The 15349-nt window shown below is 68.7% G+C and carries 13 protein-coding genes; 10 read left to right on the top strand and 3 right to left on the bottom strand.

The features are described from left to right. Positions 1 to 8 precede the first annotated feature (8 nt). Genes AC1DYK_RS15030 through AC1DYK_RS14995 form a run of 8 tightly spaced genes read left to right on the top strand, consistent with a single transcriptional unit; the run spans position 9 to position 11321 of the window. On the top strand, positions 9 to 3824 hold the full coding sequence (locus tag AC1DYK_RS15030) for a nitrate reductase subunit alpha (RefSeq protein WP_478167062.1): 3816 nt from the start codon (positions 9 to 11) through the stop codon (positions 3822 to 3824). Then, complete coding sequence (gene narH, locus AC1DYK_RS15025; protein ID WP_478167061.1) at positions 3821 to 5353, top strand: nitrate reductase subunit beta; 1533 nt, start codon at positions 3821 to 3823, stop codon at positions 5351 to 5353. Before AC1DYK_RS15030 ends, narH begins: the two co-directional genes overlap by 4 nt. A gap of 2 nt (positions 5354 to 5355) precedes the next feature. Then, on the top strand, positions 5356 to 6051 hold the full coding sequence (gene narJ, locus AC1DYK_RS15020; RefSeq protein ID WP_478167060.1) for a nitrate reductase molybdenum cofactor assembly chaperone: 696 nt from the start codon (positions 5356 to 5358) through the stop codon (positions 6049 to 6051). After that, the gene (narI, locus tag AC1DYK_RS15015; protein WP_478167059.1) at positions 6048 to 6782 is read left to right on the top strand and encodes a respiratory nitrate reductase subunit gamma; all 735 of its coding nucleotides are present in this window, start codon (positions 6048 to 6050) and stop codon (positions 6780 to 6782) included. Before narJ ends, narI begins: the two co-directional genes overlap by 4 nt. A gap of 19 nt (positions 6783 to 6801) precedes the next feature. Continuing rightward, positions 6802 to 7593, top strand: coding sequence for a peptidylprolyl isomerase (locus AC1DYK_RS15010; RefSeq protein WP_478167058.1), 792 nt, complete (start codon positions 6802 to 6804; stop codon positions 7591 to 7593). After that, entirely contained in the window at positions 7590 to 8279 is a 690-nt protein-coding gene (locus AC1DYK_RS15005; RefSeq protein WP_478167057.1) for a carbonic anhydrase, read from the top strand. Before AC1DYK_RS15010 ends, AC1DYK_RS15005 begins: the two co-directional genes overlap by 4 nt. 49 nt (positions 8280 to 8328) lie before the next feature. Further along, entirely contained in the window at positions 8329 to 10716 is a 2388-nt protein-coding gene (locus AC1DYK_RS15000; protein ID WP_478167085.1) for an adenosylcobalamin-dependent ribonucleoside-diphosphate reductase, read from the top strand. Further along, a complete protein-coding gene (locus AC1DYK_RS14995) occupies positions 10713 to 11321 on the top strand; it encodes a nitroreductase family protein (protein ID WP_478167056.1) in 609 nt (202 codons plus the stop codon). The genes AC1DYK_RS15000 and AC1DYK_RS14995 overlap by 4 nt, the downstream gene beginning before the upstream one ends. Here AC1DYK_RS14995 and AC1DYK_RS14990 read toward each other — a convergent pair. Continuing rightward, positions 11309 to 11710: a ribonucleotide reductase subunit alpha gene (locus AC1DYK_RS14990; protein WP_478167055.1), complete on the bottom strand. Its 402-nt coding sequence runs from the start codon at positions 11708 to 11710 to the stop codon at positions 11309 to 11311. The genes AC1DYK_RS14995 and AC1DYK_RS14990 overlap by 13 nt on opposite strands. 85 nt (positions 11711 to 11795) lie before the next feature. Here AC1DYK_RS14990 and AC1DYK_RS14985 point away from each other — a divergent pair, with 85 nt between their 5' ends. Next, positions 11796 to 12242, top strand: coding sequence for a DUF411 domain-containing protein (locus tag AC1DYK_RS14985; protein ID WP_478167054.1), 447 nt, complete (start codon positions 11796 to 11798; stop codon positions 12240 to 12242). Positions 12243 to 12381: 139 nt separating this feature from the next. Continuing rightward, entirely contained in the window at positions 12382 to 13551 is a 1170-nt protein-coding gene (locus AC1DYK_RS14980) for a transporter substrate-binding domain-containing protein (protein ID WP_478167053.1), read from the top strand. On the opposite strand, the gene AC1DYK_RS14975 is transcribed toward AC1DYK_RS14980, so the two are convergent. Together AC1DYK_RS14975 and AC1DYK_RS14970 are read right to left on the bottom strand one after the other, a co-directional pair. Further along, positions 13548 to 14351 carry an ABC transporter permease gene (locus tag AC1DYK_RS14975; protein ID WP_478167052.1) on the bottom strand — a complete coding sequence of 268 codons (804 nt, stop codon included), beginning with the start codon at positions 14349 to 14351 and terminating at the stop codon, positions 13548 to 13550. The two genes, AC1DYK_RS14980 and AC1DYK_RS14975, sit on opposite strands and share 4 nt — an antisense overlap. 149 nt (positions 14352 to 14500) lie before the next feature. After that, positions 14501 to 15337 (bottom strand): ABC transporter permease, encoded by an 837-nt coding sequence (locus tag AC1DYK_RS14970; protein ID WP_478167051.1) that lies wholly within the window; start codon positions 15335 to 15337, stop codon positions 14501 to 14503. Positions 15338 to 15349 lie beyond the last annotated feature (12 nt).

Below are 15349 nucleotides of genomic sequence, written 5' to 3'. Positions count from 1 at the left end.
GACTCTCCATGAGCCATTTTCTGGATCGACTGACCTATTTCTCGAGGCCACGCGAGGCGTTCTCGGGCGCCCACGGCGTGACCAACGCCGAAGACCGCACCTGGGAGGACGCCTACCGCAACCGCTGGGCGCATGACAAGATCGTGCGCAGCACGCACGGCGTGAACTGCACCGGGTCCTGCTCCTGGAAGATCTACGTCAAGGGCGGCATCGTGACCTGGGAGACCCAGCAGACCGACTATCCGCGCACCCGCTGGGACATGCCCAACCACGAGCCGCGCGGCTGCGCGCGCGGCGCCAGCTACAGCTGGTATCTCTACAGCGCCAACCGGGTCAAGTACCCGATGGTGCGCGGCCGGTTGCTCAAGAGCTGGCGCGAGGCGCGCCTGTCGCACGAGCCGGTGGCCGCCTGGGCCAGCATCGTCGAGGACGACGCGAAGCGGCGCGACTACCAGCAGATCCGCGGGCTCGGCGGCTTCGTGCGCTCGAGCTGGGACGAGGTCAACGAGATCGTCGCGGCGGCCAACGTCCACACGATCAAGAAGCACGGCCCCGACCGCATCATCGGCTTCTCGCCGATCCCGGCGATGTCGATGGTCAGCTATGCGGCGGGCAGCCGCTACCTGAGCCTGATCGGCGGCGTCTGCATGAGCTTCTACGACTGGTACTGCGACCTGCCGCCGAGCAGCCCGCAGGTCTGGGGCGAGCAGACCGACGTGCCGGAATCGGCCGACTGGTTCAACTCCACTTTCATCATCGCCTGGGGCTCCAACGTGCCGCAGACGCGCACGCCCGATGCCCACTTCTTCACCGAGGTCCGCTACAAGGGCACCAAGACGGTGGCGGTGACGCCCGACTATTCCGAGGTCGCCAAGCTGGCCGACATCTGGATGAACCCGAAGCAGGGCACCGATGCCGCCGTCGCGATGGCGATGGGCCACGTGATCCTGAAGGAGTTCTACTTTCCCGACCGCGGCGAGCGCAGCGCCTACTTCGACGAGTACGTGCGCCGCTTCACCGACATGCCGATGCTGGTCATGCTCAAGGAGCACACGCTGCCCAGCGGCGAGGTCGTCACCGTGCCCGACCGCTACCTGCGGGCCTCCGACTTCAACGGAAACCTGGGCCAGGCCAACAACCCCGAATGGAAGACCGTGGCCTTCGACGAGGCTGGGCGGGTGGTGCTGCCGAACGGGGCGATCGGCTTCCGCTGGGGCCCGGATGGGCGCGCCGACGAAGGCCAGTGGAACCTGCAAGCCAAGGAGGCGCGCCACGGCCAGGAAGTGCGGCTGCAGCTCTCGGTGCTCGAGGGCGACGCACCGAGCGGCGAGACGGCCAAGGTCGGCTTTCCGTACTTCGGCGGCATCGCGAGCGAGAACTTCCCGAACAACGTGCAGACGGATGTGCTGGTGCGCACGGTCCCGGTCCGGCGCATTTCGCTGGGCAAGGCCGGTGAAGCCCGCGAGGCGCTGGTCGCGACCGTGTTCGATCTGCAGGTGGCGAACTACGGCGTGGCCCGCGGCCTGGCCGGCGAGATGGCCGCGAAGGACTTCGATGACGACACGCCCTACACGCCGGCCTGGCAGGAGCGCATCACCGGCACGCCGCGCGCGCAGCTGATCGCGGTGGCCCAGCAGTTCGCCGAGAACGCGCACAAGACGCAGGGCAAGTCGATGGTGATCATCGGCGCCGCGATGAACCACTGGTACCACAGCGACATGAACTACCGCGGCGTCATCAACATGCTGATGCTGTGCGGCTGCATCGGCCAGTCCGGCGGCGGCTGGGCGCACTACGTGGGCCAGGAGAAGCTGCGCCCGCAGACCGGCTGGACGCCGCTGGCCTTCGCGCTCGACTGGGTGCGCCCGCCGCGGCAGATGAACAGCACCAGCTTCTTCTACGCCCACACCGACCAGTGGCGCTACGAGAAGCTGGGCATGGAAGAGGTGCTCTCGCCGCTGGCCGACAAGAAGCTCTACGGCGGCAGCATGATCGACTACAACGTGCGCGCCGAGCGCATGGGCTGGCTGCCGTCGGCGCCCCAGCTGCAGACCCATCCCATGCGGGTGGTGCGCGACGCCGCCGCCGCGGGCATGGACCCCAAGGACTACGCCGTGCGGGGATTGAAGGACGGCAGCCTCCAGCTGAGCTGCACCGACCCCGACCATCCGGACAACTGGCCGCGCAACATGTTCGTGTGGCGCTCCAACATCCTGGGCTCCAGCGGCAAGGGCCACGAGTACTTCCTCAAGCACCTGCTGGGCACGAGCAACGGCGTGCAGGGCAAGGACCTGGGGGCGGAAGAGGCCAAGCCCACCGAAGTGGCATGGCACGACAAGGCGCCCGAAGGCAAGCTCGACCTGCTGGTCACGCTCGACTTCCGCATGAGCACCACCTGCCTGTACAGCGACATCGTGCTGCCCACGGCCACCTGGTATGAGAAGAACGACCTCAACACCAGCGATATGCACCCCTTCATCCACCCGCTGTCGACCGCGGTCGACCCGGCCTGGCAATCGCGCAGCGACTGGGACATCTACAAGGGCTTCGCGAAGAAATTCAGCGAGCTCTGCGTCGGCCACCTGGGCGTCGAACGCGAGCTGGTGCTGTCGCCACTGATGCACGACAGCCCGTCGGAGCTGGCGCAGCCCTTCGACGTCAAGGACTGGAAGCGCGGCGAGTGCGAGCTGATTCCCGGCAAGACCGCGCCGAACATGCTGGTCGTCGAGCGCGACTATCCGAACACCTACAAGCGGTTCACCGCGCTCGGCCCGCTGATGAACAAGGTCGGCAACGGCGGCAAGGGCATCGCCTGGAACACCCAGACCGAGGTGAAGCAGCTCGGCGAGCTGAGCGGCCTGGTCAGCGCCGAGGGCGTGACCTGCGGCATGCCGCGGATCGAGACCGACATCGATGCCTGCGAGACGATCCTGCAGCTCGCGCCCGAGACCAACGGCCATGTGGCGGTCAAGGCCTGGCAAGCCCTGGGCAAGCAGACCGGACTGGACCACACCCACCTGGCGATCCACCGCGAGGACGAGAAGATCCGCTTCCGCGACATCCAGGCCCAGCCGCGCAAGATCATCAGCTCGCCGACCTGGAGCGGCATCGAGAGCGAGACCGTCTCGTACAACGCCGGCTACACCAACGTGCACGAGATGATTCCCTGGCGCACGCTGACCGGGCGCCAGCAGTTCTACATGGACCACCCGTGGATGATCGCCTTCGGCGAGGGCTTCACCAGCTACCGCCCGCCGGTCGACCTGAAGACTACCTCGGGCATCCAGGGCATCAAGCCCAACGGCAACACCGAGATCGCGTTGAACTTCATCACGCCGCACCAGAAGTGGGGCATTCACTCGACCTACACCGACAACCTGCTGATGCTGACGCTCAGCCGCGGCGGCCCCTGCGTGTGGCTGAGCGAGGACGATGCCAAGCGCGCGGGCATCGTGGACAACGACTGGATCGAGCTGTTCAACCTCAACGGCGCCATCGCGGCGCGCGCGGTGGTGAGCCAGCGCGTCAAGCCCGGCATGGTGATGATGTACCACGCCCAGGAGAAGATCGTGAACACGCCGGGCTCCGAGATCACCGGCGCGCGAGGCGGCATTCACAACTCGGTGACGCGCATCGTGCTCAAGCCGACCCACATGATCGGCGGCTACGCGCAGTTCAGCTACGGCTTCAACTACTACGGAACCATCGGCACCAACCGCGACGAGTTCGTCGTGGTCCGCAAGATGAACAAGGTCGACTGGCTGGACACCCCCGTCGCCGACGAACTCATCGCCAAGGTCCAGGCACAAGGAGAAGTCGCATGAAGATCCGCGCCCAGATCGGCATGGTGCTCAACCTCGACAAGTGCATCGGCTGCCACACCTGCTCGGTCACCTGCAAGAACGTCTGGACCAGCCGTCCGGGCATGGAGTACGCCTGGTTCAACAACGTCGAGACCAAGCCCGGCATCGGCTACCCGAAGGAATGGGAGAACCAGGACAAGTGGAACGGTGGCTGGGTGCGCAAGGCCAACGGCACGATCGAGCCGCGCCAGGGCGCGAAGTGGAAGCTGCTGATGCGCATCTTCGCCAACCCGAACCTGCCCGAGATCGACGACTACTACGAGCCCTTCACCTTCGACTACGGGCATCTGCAGTCGGCGCCCGAGATGAAGGCCACGCCGACCGCGCGCCCGCGCAGCCTGATCACCGGCAAGCAGATGGACAAGATCGTCTGGGGTCCGAACTGGGAGGAGATCCTCGGGGGCGAGTTCAGCAACCGCAGCAAGGACAGGAACCTCGAAGGCTTCGAGGAGATGCAGAAGGACATGCTCGGCCAGTTCGAGAACACCTTCATGATGTACCTGCCGCGCCTGTGCGAGCACTGCCTGAACCCCGCGTGCGTGGCCTCGTGCCCGTCGGGCTCGATCTACAAGCGCGAGGAAGACGGCATCGTGCTGATCGACCAGGACAAGTGCCGCGGCTGGCGCATGTGCGTCTCGGGCTGCCCCTACAAGAAGATCTACTACAACTGGAAGAGCGGCAAGGCCGAGAAGTGCATCTTCTGCTATCCACGCATCGAGGCCGGCCAGCCGACCGTGTGCAGCGAGACCTGCGTCGGGCGCATCCGCTACCTCGGCGTGCTGCTGTACGACGCCGACCGCATCCAGGAAGCCGCCAGCGTCGAACACGACCGTGATCTCTACCAGGCGCAGCTCGACATCTTCCTCGACCCGAACGATCCGAAGGTGATCGCCCAGGCGCGGATCGATGGCATCCCCGATGCGTGGATGGAAGCCGCGCGCAACAGCCCGGTCTACAAGATGGCGGTGCAGTGGAAAGTGGCGCTGCCGCTGCACCCCGAGTACCGCACGCTGCCGATGGTCTGGTACGTGCCGCCGCTGTCGCCCATCAGCGCCGCGGCCAACGCCGGGCACGTCGGCGCCAACGGCGAGATTCCGGACGTGAGCCAGCTGCGCATCCCGGTCAGCTACCTGGCGAACCTGCTGACGGCGGGCGACACCGCGCCCGTCGTGCGCTCGCTCGAACGGATGCTGGCGATGCGCGCCTACCAGCGCGAGAAGCACGTCGACGGGCGGATCAACGAGGCCGTGCTCAAGCAGGTCGGCATCACCCAGGCCGAGGTGGAGGAGATGTACCACGTGATGGCCATCGCCAACTACGAGGACCGCTTCGTGATCCCCACCACCCACCGCGAATACGCCGAGAACACCTTCAACGTGCGCGGCGGCTGTGGCTTCAGCTTCGGCAACGGCTGCTCCGAAGGCAGCAGCGAAGGCAGCCTGTTCGGCAGCGAGAAGAAACGCACCATCCCGATCCGGGCGGAGATCTGACCATGTTCACGCTGAACGCCACCCGTCCCATGTCGACCAGCCTGCGCGTGCTCGCCGCGCTGCTCGACTACCCCGACGCGCCGATGCGCGCCCACCTGCCGGAAATGCGCGTGCTGCTGCGCAGCGAAGGCGCGCTGCCGCCGGCGCGCATCGATGAGCTCGCCGCTCTGATCGACGCCCTGCTGGGCGCCGATCCGCTGGACGCCGAATCCGACTACGTCGAACTCTTCGACCGCGGGCGCGGCACCTCGCTGCACCTGTTCGAGCACGTGCACGGCGACTCGCGCGAGCGCGGGCCGGCCATGATCGACCTGGGCCAGACCTACGAGCAGGCCGGCCTGGTTCTCGCCGAAGGCGAACTGCCCGACTACCTTCCCGCGGTGCTCGAGTTCGTCTCGACCCAGCCGGTGCGCGAGGCGCGCGCCTTCCTCGGCGAGATGACGCACATCTTCAACGCCATCTTCGGCGCCCTGCAGCACCGCGAGAGCGCCTATGCCAGCGTGCTCGGCGCGCTGCTGGAGCTGGCGGGCGAGAAGGCCCGGCCGGTCCAGCCGCCGGCCGAGGAGGCGCTCGACGACAGCTGGGCCGAACCCATCGTGTTCGACGGCTGCTCGTCCAAGGGCCAGGCCCGGCCCGGCGAGGCGCAGCCGGTACGGATCGTACGCAAGAACAACATGCCACAAGGAGCATCGTCATGAACGGCGTCCACGGTTTCCTCTTCCAGGTCTATCCCTACGTCTGCCTCGCCGTGTTCCTGCTCGGCAGCCTGATCCGCTTCGACCAGAACCAGTACACCTGGAAAAGCGATTCGTCGCAGCTGCTGCGCGCCGGCCTGCTGCGCTGGGGCAGCAACCTGTTCCACTTCGGCATCCTGTTCCTGTTCTTCGGCCACATGGTCGGGCTGTTCACGCCGCACTCGGTGTACGGCATCTTCATCAGCGCCGGCACCAAGCAGATGCTGGCCGTGGTGGCCGGCGGCATCGCAGGCGCATTCTGCTTCGTCGGCCTGTCGATGCTGCTGTACCGGCGCGTGTTCGATCCGCGCATCCGCCTGACCAGCCACCGCACGGACATCGCGATCCTGCTGATCCTGTGGGTGCAGCTGGTGATCGGCCTGATCACGCTCCCGTTCTCGTGGCAACACGCCGACGGCAGCACGATGATGATCCTGGCGGACTGGGCGCAGCGCATCGTCACGCTGCGGCCGGTGGATGCGTCCGCACTGGCCGTGCTGCCCTGGCCGTATCAGGTCCACATCGTGTTCGGCATGACGATCTTCCTGCTGTTCCCGTTCAGCCGTCTGGTGCACGTGTGGAGCGGCTTCGCCACCGTGGGCTTCCTGTTCCGCCCGCACCAGGTGGTGCGCAGCCGGCGCCTCAGCCTGCCGGCGGACCACAACCAGCCGCGCCAGCCCGGCGCCGGCGTCTGAGATTCACCAGGTGACGGCCATGCAAATCGAATCTGCAGCACCTTGCGCCGTGGTGGCGCGCATCAACGGCGTGCCGCTGAACCTCGCCACCGAAGCGCTGGGTCCGGACGCCCTGCGCCAGCGCGCCTGCACCGAGCTTCTGCGCCAGGCGGCCCAGCGGGACGGCCTGCTCGATGCGGCCGACGCGCGCACGGACGACGGCGTGGTCAGCGAAGCCGCGTCGCAGGCCATCGACGCCTGGCTGGAGCGCGAGCTGCAGCTGCCCGAGCCGTCGGAGGAAGCCTGCCGGCGCCACCATGCCGCGCACGCCGCGCGCTATCGAACGGGCGAACGCGTGCGGGCGCGCCACATCCTGTTTGCCGTGACCCCCGGCATGGACGTGGTGGCGCTGCGCAATCGCGCCGAGGCCTGCCTGCTCGACGTGCGCTGCCACGACGGCAGTGCCGACGGCAGCTTCGGCAAGGCTGCGCGCGAGCTGTCCAACTGCCCGAGCGGCGAGCGCGGCGGCGAACTCGACTGGCTCGTCGCCGCCGACTGCGCACCGGAATTCGCACGCGAACTGTTCGGCCATGCGGAGGTCGGCGTGCTGCCGCGCCTGGTCCACAGCCGCTTCGGCCTGCATGTGGTCGAGGTCCTCGCGCGCGAAGCCGGCACGGCGCAGCCTTTCGCGGCGGTCCAGGGCGCCGTGCGCCTGGCGCTGCGGCAACAGGCCTGGGTGACCGCGCTGCGCCAGTGCCTGCAGGTGCTGGCCGGCGAGGCCGAGGTCGAGGGCGTGGCGCTCGACGCCACGGACACGCCCCTGGTGCAATGACCCCTCCTCCTGCGGACGACGAACTGCTGCTGCGGCTGCGCCGTTTCAGGTCGGACTACTTCCCGCTGCACCAGCAACGCTTCGAGGATCTGGTGGCCGGCGGCCAGCATCCCAAGACGCTTTTCATCGGCTGCTCGGACTCGCGTCTCGTGCCCTACCTGCTGACCGGCGCGGGACCCGGGGAGCTGTTCATCGTGCGCAACGTCGGCGCCTTCGTACCGCCCTACGACGGCTCGCACGGGCTGCACGGTACGACGGCGGCGATCGAGTTCGCGGTGCTGAGTCTGGAGGTAGAGAGCATCATCGTCTGCGGCCACAGTCACTGCGGCGCCATCCGCGCGGCCTACGAGGGCGTGCCGGAGGAGGCCGTCGCGCTGCAGGCATGGTTGCGCCTGGCGACCGAGGCGCTGCTGCCCGTGCAGGCCGGTCCGGAGGCCCTGCTGCGCAGCGAACAACGCGCCGTCGTGCTGCAACTCGAGCGCCTGATGGACTACCCGATGGTGCGCCGCCAGGTCGAACGCGGCCGACTCACCCTGCACGGCTGGCATTACGTCATCGAGGAAGGAGAAGTCCATGTCTTTGATGCGCAACAAGGCGGCTTCGTGGCGGCGTCCGTAGCCTCCAACAGCGGAACCGGACCCTACCTGGCCTATGTGGAACACGATGGACAAATCATTGAAGACTGAAACTCTCGTCGGCGACAACGTCACGGCGCTGCCGCGCGCGCCGCGTGGCATGCGCACCGTGGCGGCGAATCCCCCCGCCCTGCCCGGCCAACCCATCAGCGACGACGTGCTGCGCGAGAAATACCTCAAGGCCGGCGAGAGCAGCGTGGAGGATCTCTACCGCCGCGTGGCTCGCGCGCTGGCTTCGGTCGAGCCGCAGGCGCAACAGGCGAAGTACGAGGCGCTCTTCCTCGACAACCTGCATGCCGGCGCCATCGGTGCCGGCCGCATCATGAGCGCGGCCGGCACCGCGATCCAGGCCACGCTCATCAACTGCTTCGTCCAGCCCGTCGGCGACTGCATCCAGGGCCAGGACGACGAGGGCTGCCCCGGCATCTACGAGGCCCTGCGCGAGGCGGCCGAGACGATGCGGCGTGGCGGCGGCGTGGGCTACGACTTCTCGCGGATCCGCCCGCGCGGCGCACAGGTCAAGGGCACCGCGTCGATGGCCTCGGGCCCCTGCAGCTACATCAACGTGTTCGACCAGTCGTGCGCCACCGTCGAGAGCGCGGGTGCGCGTCGCGGCGCGCAGATGGGCGTGCTGCGCATCGACCATCCGGACGTCCTGGAGTTCATCACGGCCAAGCGCTCGCCGGGGCGCTGGAACAACTTCAACGTCTCGGTCGGCGTGACCGACGCCTTCATGGAGGCGCTGGCCGCCGGACAGGACTGGCAGCTGGTGCATCGCGCGCCCCCGGGCGAGGGCCAGCTGGCGGAGGGCGCCTTTCGCCGCGACGACGGCCTGTGGGTCTATCGCAGCGTCGCCGCGCGCGCGCTGTGGGACACGGTGATGCGCTCGACCTACGATTTCGCCGAGCCCGGCATCCTGTTCCTCGACCGCATCAACGAGGACAACAACCTGCGCTATTGCGAGACGATCGCGGCCACCAATCCCTGTGGCGAGCAGCCGTTGCCGCCCTACGGCTGCTGCGACCTCGGTCCGATCGTGCTGACGCGCTTCGTGCGCCGGCCCTTCGGCATCGGCGGCGAACCGGCGTTCGACTTCGCCGCGTTCGAGCAGTCGGTCGCCCTGCAGGTGCGCGCGCTCGACAACGTGCTCGACCTCACCTTCTGGCCGTTGCCGCAGCAGCGTGCCGAGGCCATGGACAAGCGGCGCATCGGCGTCGGCTTCACCGGCCTGGGCAACACGCTGGCGATGCTGTGCCTGCGCTACGACCGGCCCGAAGGGCGTGCCATGGCGGTGCGCATCGCGCGCAGCATGCGCGACACCGCCTACGCGGCCTCGGTGGCACTGGCGCAGGAGAAAGGCCCGTTCCCGGCCCTCGATGTCGAGGGCTACCTCGCTCCGGGCGGCTTCGCCAGCCGGCTCGACGCCGCGCAGCAGGCGGCCATCCGCCAGCACGGCATCCGCAACAGCCACCTGCTGTCGATCGCGCCGACGGGCACCGTCAGCCTGGCCTTCGCCGACAACGCCTCCAACGGCATCGAGCCGCCCTTCTCGTGGAGCTACCGGCGCAAGAAGCGCGAAGCCGACGGCAGCACGAGCGAATACGAGGTCGAGGACCATGCCTGGCGGCTCTACCGTTCGCTCGGCGGCGACGTGGCGCAATTGCCGGATTACTTCGTCTCGGCGCTCGCCATGCCGGCCGAGGGCCACCTGGCCATGATGGAGGCGGTTCAGCCCTTCGTCGACACCGCGATCTCGAAGACGGTGAACGTGCCGGCCGACTTCCCCTACGACGACTTCAAGGGGCTCTACCTGCAGGCCTGGCGCGCACGGCTCAAGGGCCTGGCGACCTACCGGCCCAACGCCATCCTGGGCTCGGTGCTGGACGCCGCGCCGGCGCCGCAGGCCGATACGACATCGCAGCCGATAGCGGTCGACCCGATGCGTGCGGTGATCGAAAGCCGGCCGCAGGGCGAGCTCGCCGCGGTGGCCGAGAAGGTCGACTACTGGACCCAGCAGGGGCGTCACACGCTCTACCTGATCGTCTCCTTCCTGCCGGTGGCGGGTGGCCAGGAGCGGGCCATCGAGTTCTTCATGCCGGTCGGCCAGAGCGGCGAATCGCAGCAGTGGATCACCTCCAGCATGCGGCTGCTGTCGCTGGCCGCGCGCGGAGGCTTCCTCGACCGCGCGTTGGCCGACATGCGCAAGGTGGCGTGGGACCGCGGTCCGGTTCGCCTGGGCAGCTACGCCAAGGCCGATGGCACGCAGGTCCCGATGTGGCACGACTCGGAAGTCGCCGCCATCGCCTACGCGGTGCAGTCGCTGATTGCGCGGCGCAGCGGCCCTGCATTGGCGGGTCCGCCCGCCGCGGGAAGCGATCCGGCGCCGTTGCCCGGCGCCAAGTGCCCCGAATGCGGCGCGCGCGCCATGATCAGAAAGGACGGCTGCGACCACTGCACCTCCTGCGGCCACCTGGGCAGCTGCGGATGAGCGCACTGGCACCGGATGACCTGGCCGCTCTGCTGGAAGCGCGCCGCACCGTGCTGCCCAAGCGCCTCGGCGCGCCGGGGCCGGGCCCCGCCGAGCTCGGGCAGATCCTGGAGGCGGCCGCTTCGGCGCCCGACCATGGTCGGCTGAGGCCGTGGCGCTTCGTCATCGTCCCGGCAGATTCGCGCGGGCGGCTGGCCGACGTGTTCGAACGCTCGCTGGTCGAGCGCGACGCTGCGGCCACGCCGCAGCAACGCGGGCAGGCACGCGAGAAGGCCTTCCGCGCCCCGTTGCTGATGCTGGCGATCGCCCGCCTGGGCCCCGCCGAAGAGGACATCCCGGCCACCGAGCGGCTGCTGTCGGCCGGCTGCGCGATCCAGAACATGCTGCTGATGGCGACCGCGCTCGGCTACGGCTCGGCACTGACCACGGGCAAGGCGCTGTCATCGGCCAGCCTGCGCGCACTGTTCGCGCTCGACCCCACGGAGGAGCCGCTGTGCTTCGTCAGCCTCGGCACCGTGCTGGCGCACCGACCGGCACCGGTGCGGCCAGGCAGCGGGCTTTACGTCACCGAACTGGACATCGCACTGCCGCCTCAGTCGAACTGAACCGGCTGGCCCTGGGTGTCGAGCGCCAGATAGCCACCGAAGCTACCGCGGCGCACGTTCTCCACCATGGCCTCCAGCGCGCTGTCGATGCGGACCTGCGACGGCGGCTGGCCATGGGTCCCGGCCAGCGCCGCCACGAACACCACGCGCCAGGGCAGTCCGGTGCGGCGCGACTCGAGCGCCAGGGCCTCGAAGGTACTGAGCTCGGCAACGCTTTTCTCCACGCAGGCGCGCGGCGCCAGGGCACCACCGCGGCCGGCCTCGAAGCCGGCGCGCTGCGCCTCGTCGGCATCGTCGGGCAGCTCGGCGTCGGCAAAGACGAACAACAGGCGCTGCGGTTCACGCTGCTGGCGCGCGGCTTGGAGAAGCTGGTCGAAGTGAGAAGTCATCCCGCCAGTCTGCCAGCTCTGGATCGCGCCGCATTGCACTGGATCAAGGCACACTCGCCAAATGCAAATGAAAGGTTCCCGTCCCATGAATCGACGCTCCCTCCTCGGCGCGCTCGCCACGCTGCCGCTGCTGCAGACACTCCCCGCCCAGGCGGCATCGAAGGTCCAGGTGTACAAGAACCCGAGCTGCGGATGCTGCACGGCATGGGTCGACCACCTGAAGGCCGCCGGCTTCACCGTCGACGTCACGGAGGTCGACGACACCGCGCCGGTGCGCAAGCGCCTGGGCATGCCGGACCGCCTGGCCGGGTGCCACACGGGCATCGTGGAAGGCTACGCGCTCGAAGGGCATGTCCCGGCCGCCGACGTCAAGCGGCTGCTGGCATCGAAACCGCAGGCCGTCGGGCTGGCCGTGCCGGGCATGCCGGTCGGTTCGCCAGGCATGGAATACGGAGACCGCAAGGACCGCTACCAGGTCATCCTCGTCGATCGCAAGGGCCGCGAGACGGTGTTCGCGACCTATCCCGCCTGAGCGGCCTGAAGCCTCCGGGCATCACGGGACCGCCTCTTCGGGCCATTGCCTTGCGCCCGCCTCCTCGCGATGATGAAATCCATGGGCGAGCCCAGGGCGCCCTGTGCGCGGTTCATCGTTCCAACCCAGGTGGTCCCACATGCCAACGCCGTCAGAGGGATGCAAGAAGGTCGTAGCGATCGACCGTGGCAGCCGAAGCGGCCCCGGCGGTGGGGTGGGCCTGCGCCGATGCACCGGCCTCGCACTCCTCGGGGCGGCGCTGTGGCTGTGCGCCGCGCCTTCGTTCGCCGCCGAGCCCGCGGCAGAACACCCCCGTCCGCTGCGCGTGGCGACGGGCGCGGTGGCGCCTTTCGTGTTCGTGCGGGAGGATCAGGTGACGGGATTCAGCGCCGACCTCTGGAGCGAGCTGGCGCGCCGGATGCGCGTCGAGTTTGCCTGGGTCGACGCAGGGTCGCGCGCCGACCAGCTGGAGAGCGTGCGCCGCGGCGACGCCGACGTCGCCATCTCGGCCATCGTGATGACGCCGGAACGCGAGCAGGTCGCCGACTTCTCGCAGTCGTATTTCGATTCGGGCCTGCAGATCATGGTCCGCGCCGAGGAGGAGGGCCCGATCCTCGCGACCTTGCAAGCCATCCCCTGGATGGCCATCGGGAAGCTGTTCGCGGCGGCGATCGTCCTGGTGTTCCTGTGGGCGAACGTGCTCTGGATCATCGAGCGAACCTTCAAGCCCAATCTCGGCAAGGGCTACCTGGCGGGAGTGGGCAACGAGATATGGAACACGGTGCTGATCATCGCCACCGGCGAGCACGGCGAGCGCAGCGATCCGGGCACGTTCAGGCGCATCGTGATCGCATGCGTGTGGCTGATGGGGATCGTGCTGATCACGCAGTTGACTGCGACCGTGACCTCGTCGCAGACCGTGCAACGCCTGCGCTCGAGCATTGCCGGGCCGGGCGACCTGCCAGGAAAGACGGTCGCGACCGTCCCCGGCACCGTCGCGGCCGATTACCTGACGCATCTGCAGCTGCCGTTCGTGGAGGTTGCCAGCCCGGCCGCCGGCATCGAGCTTCTCAAGGGTGGCAGCGTGCAGGCCATGGTCTTCGACGCGCCCACCTTGCGGTACTGGGCGGCCCGGTCGGACCACGGCGCGCTGGAGGTCGTCGGCCCCGTGTTCAGGCCCGAGAAGTACGGCATCGTGGTGGCGCTCGGCGACCCGCTGCGCAAACGGATCAACGAGGCCCTGCTCGAGATCTACCGGGACGGGAGCTACGAGCGCATCCACGACAAGTGGTTCGCCGCACACCCCTAGCTCCCGCTCGACGCGTAGTGCCTCACGCCCACCCGCCAGACGGCGAATGAAGCCCCCAGGAACGCGAACCCCGCCAGCGGCGACACCCAGCCGACCCAGGCCGGCGCGCCGAGCGGGTCGACCCGCCCGAGGATCGACAGACCCGGGTAATAGACCACGCAGGCCAGCGGCACCACGAAGGTCAGCAGCCGGCGAAACCAGCGCGCGTAGAGCGCCATCGGGAACTGGCCGGCTTCCACCCCGCCATAGGTGAAGACGTTGGCGACCTCCAGGCTTTCGACGGTCCAGAAAGCCAGCGTGCCCTGCAGCACCAGAATGCCGAGAAACAGCGCCACGCCGCCCGCGATGGCGAACAGCGCGAGCACCACGGCTTGCGGCGTCCAGTCGATGCCGCCCTGGAGGGTGGCGAAGACCAGCACCAGCAGGCCTTGAAACAGCCGGCCGAAGCGGCTGAGGCGAACGTCGTGCCCCATCAGCTGCAGCGCCAGCGACCGCGGCCGCAGCAGCAACCGGTCGAAGGCGCCGGTGCGCAGGAGCTCGGTGCCAAGCACGTCGAAGCCACGGCCCAGCGCATCGGCCAGCGCAAACATGATGTGGACCAGGCCGTAGAACAGGGCCACCTCGCCGATGCGCCAGCCCTTCACCTCGCCGAAGCGATCGAACAGCGCCCAGATCGCGACCACCTCGATGCCGGTCGCGAGAAACTGCGACAGCGTCACCAGCAGCGCCGACATCGGATAGCGCGCCTGGCCCTTGACCGATGCGGCAACGAACCGGAAGAAAAGCGACACGCCGTTCATCTCAGTGGTCCACGACGCCATCGCGTGACCCGCGAAACATGAAACCGGCGCAGCCCAAGTCCAGGGATACCGCGGAACCGGCTTCGCCGGGCCGCCGGTATCGCCCCCTTGAGGGGGCAGCGCCGCAGGCGCTTCGGGGGTGTTCCATCCTATCCGCCCTGCACTTCGAGCCGGCGCATGGTGCGCGCCAGGGCGAGCCGGCCGAGCGCGATCAGGGCCACGATCCAGAAGACCTGCAGCGCGAGGCCGCCCAGGGCCTGCCACCCGGTGAACTGCGCCGAATAAAGCCGCATCGGAATGTCGAGCAGGCCGGCCAGCGGTTGCAGCAGCAGCGCCGTCTGCCAGGCGTCGGGCAGCAGCGCCAGCGGCAGCAGGTTGCCCGACAGCACCACCACCACCGGCACCGCGAGCGCATTGATGCCACGCTCGTTCAGCGCCGCCACGGCCGCCACGTTGAGCAGCATGACCATCGACGCCGACAGCAGCCATGCGAGCGCGGCGGACAGCACGAAGCCCGCGCCGGCGCCGATGTCGCGCGGCAGCTGCCAGCCCCATTCGCCCCATCCGAGCAGCGGCAGCGCCACCGCCGCGAAGCCCGCCATCAGCGCCAGCCGCGGCAGCATCCGCGCAGCGATCCAGCCCGCGCTGCGCACGTACCAGAGCGCATAGGCATCGACCGGCCGCAGCCGGTCGTAGGCGACCGAGCCGCTGCGCACCGCCTGTGCCACCTCCGGGTCGCCAGCCCAGGGCAGCAGCGTGAGCAGCCCCTGCGCGAGCCAGGTGTAGGTGATGGCGTGCGCCAGCGTCATCGGCAGCGGGTCCGCCGCGGCGCCGGCGTAGAAGGCCGCCAGCACCATCACCTTGATGCCGCCCCACCAGCACTGCGTGCCGAAGCCGGCCAGCGCGGCCGTGCGGTACTGCAGCATTTGCAGGAAGCGCGAGGCGAAGGCGGCGGTGTAAGGCCGGACGATGTCGCGCCAGGTCATTGGCATCTCCGG

It is taken from the genome of Variovorax sp. P2_H12 (assembly GCF_056403395.1).
Note: the sequence above shows the minus strand (reverse complement) of the source record. Positions and strands in the feature narration are given on the sequence as shown.

Coding starts and splice junctions, on each gene's coding strand:
- AC1DYK_RS15030 (WP_478167062.1), top strand. CDS start 9: ATGAGCCATTTTCTGGATCGACTGACCTATTTCTCGAGGCCACGCGAG.
- narH (WP_478167061.1), top strand. CDS start 3,821: ATGAAGATCCGCGCCCAGATCGGCATGGTGCTCAACCTCGACAAGTGC.
- narJ (WP_478167060.1), top strand. CDS start 5,356: ATGTTCACGCTGAACGCCACCCGTCCCATGTCGACCAGCCTGCGCGTG.
- narI (WP_478167059.1), top strand. CDS start 6,048: ATGAACGGCGTCCACGGTTTCCTCTTCCAGGTCTATCCCTACGTCTGC.
- AC1DYK_RS15010 (WP_478167058.1), top strand. CDS start 6,802: ATGCAAATCGAATCTGCAGCACCTTGCGCCGTGGTGGCGCGCATCAAC.
- AC1DYK_RS15005 (WP_478167057.1), top strand. CDS start 7,590: ATGACCCCTCCTCCTGCGGACGACGAACTGCTGCTGCGGCTGCGCCGT.
- AC1DYK_RS15000 (WP_478167085.1), top strand. CDS start 8,329: ATGCGCACCGTGGCGGCGAATCCCCCCGCCCTGCCCGGCCAACCCATC.
- AC1DYK_RS14995 (WP_478167056.1), top strand. CDS start 10,713: ATGAGCGCACTGGCACCGGATGACCTGGCCGCTCTGCTGGAAGCGCGC.
- AC1DYK_RS14990 (WP_478167055.1), bottom strand. CDS start 11,710: ATGACTTCTCACTTCGACCAGCTTCTCCAAGCCGCGCGCCAGCAGCGT.
- AC1DYK_RS14985 (WP_478167054.1), top strand. CDS start 11,796: ATGAATCGACGCTCCCTCCTCGGCGCGCTCGCCACGCTGCCGCTGCTG.
- AC1DYK_RS14980 (WP_478167053.1), top strand. CDS start 12,382: ATGCCAACGCCGTCAGAGGGATGCAAGAAGGTCGTAGCGATCGACCGT.
- AC1DYK_RS14975 (WP_478167052.1), bottom strand. CDS start 14,351: ATGAACGGCGTGTCGCTTTTCTTCCGGTTCGTTGCCGCATCGGTCAAG.
- AC1DYK_RS14970 (WP_478167051.1), bottom strand. CDS start 15,337: ATGACCTGGCGCGACATCGTCCGGCCTTACACCGCCGCCTTCGCCTCG.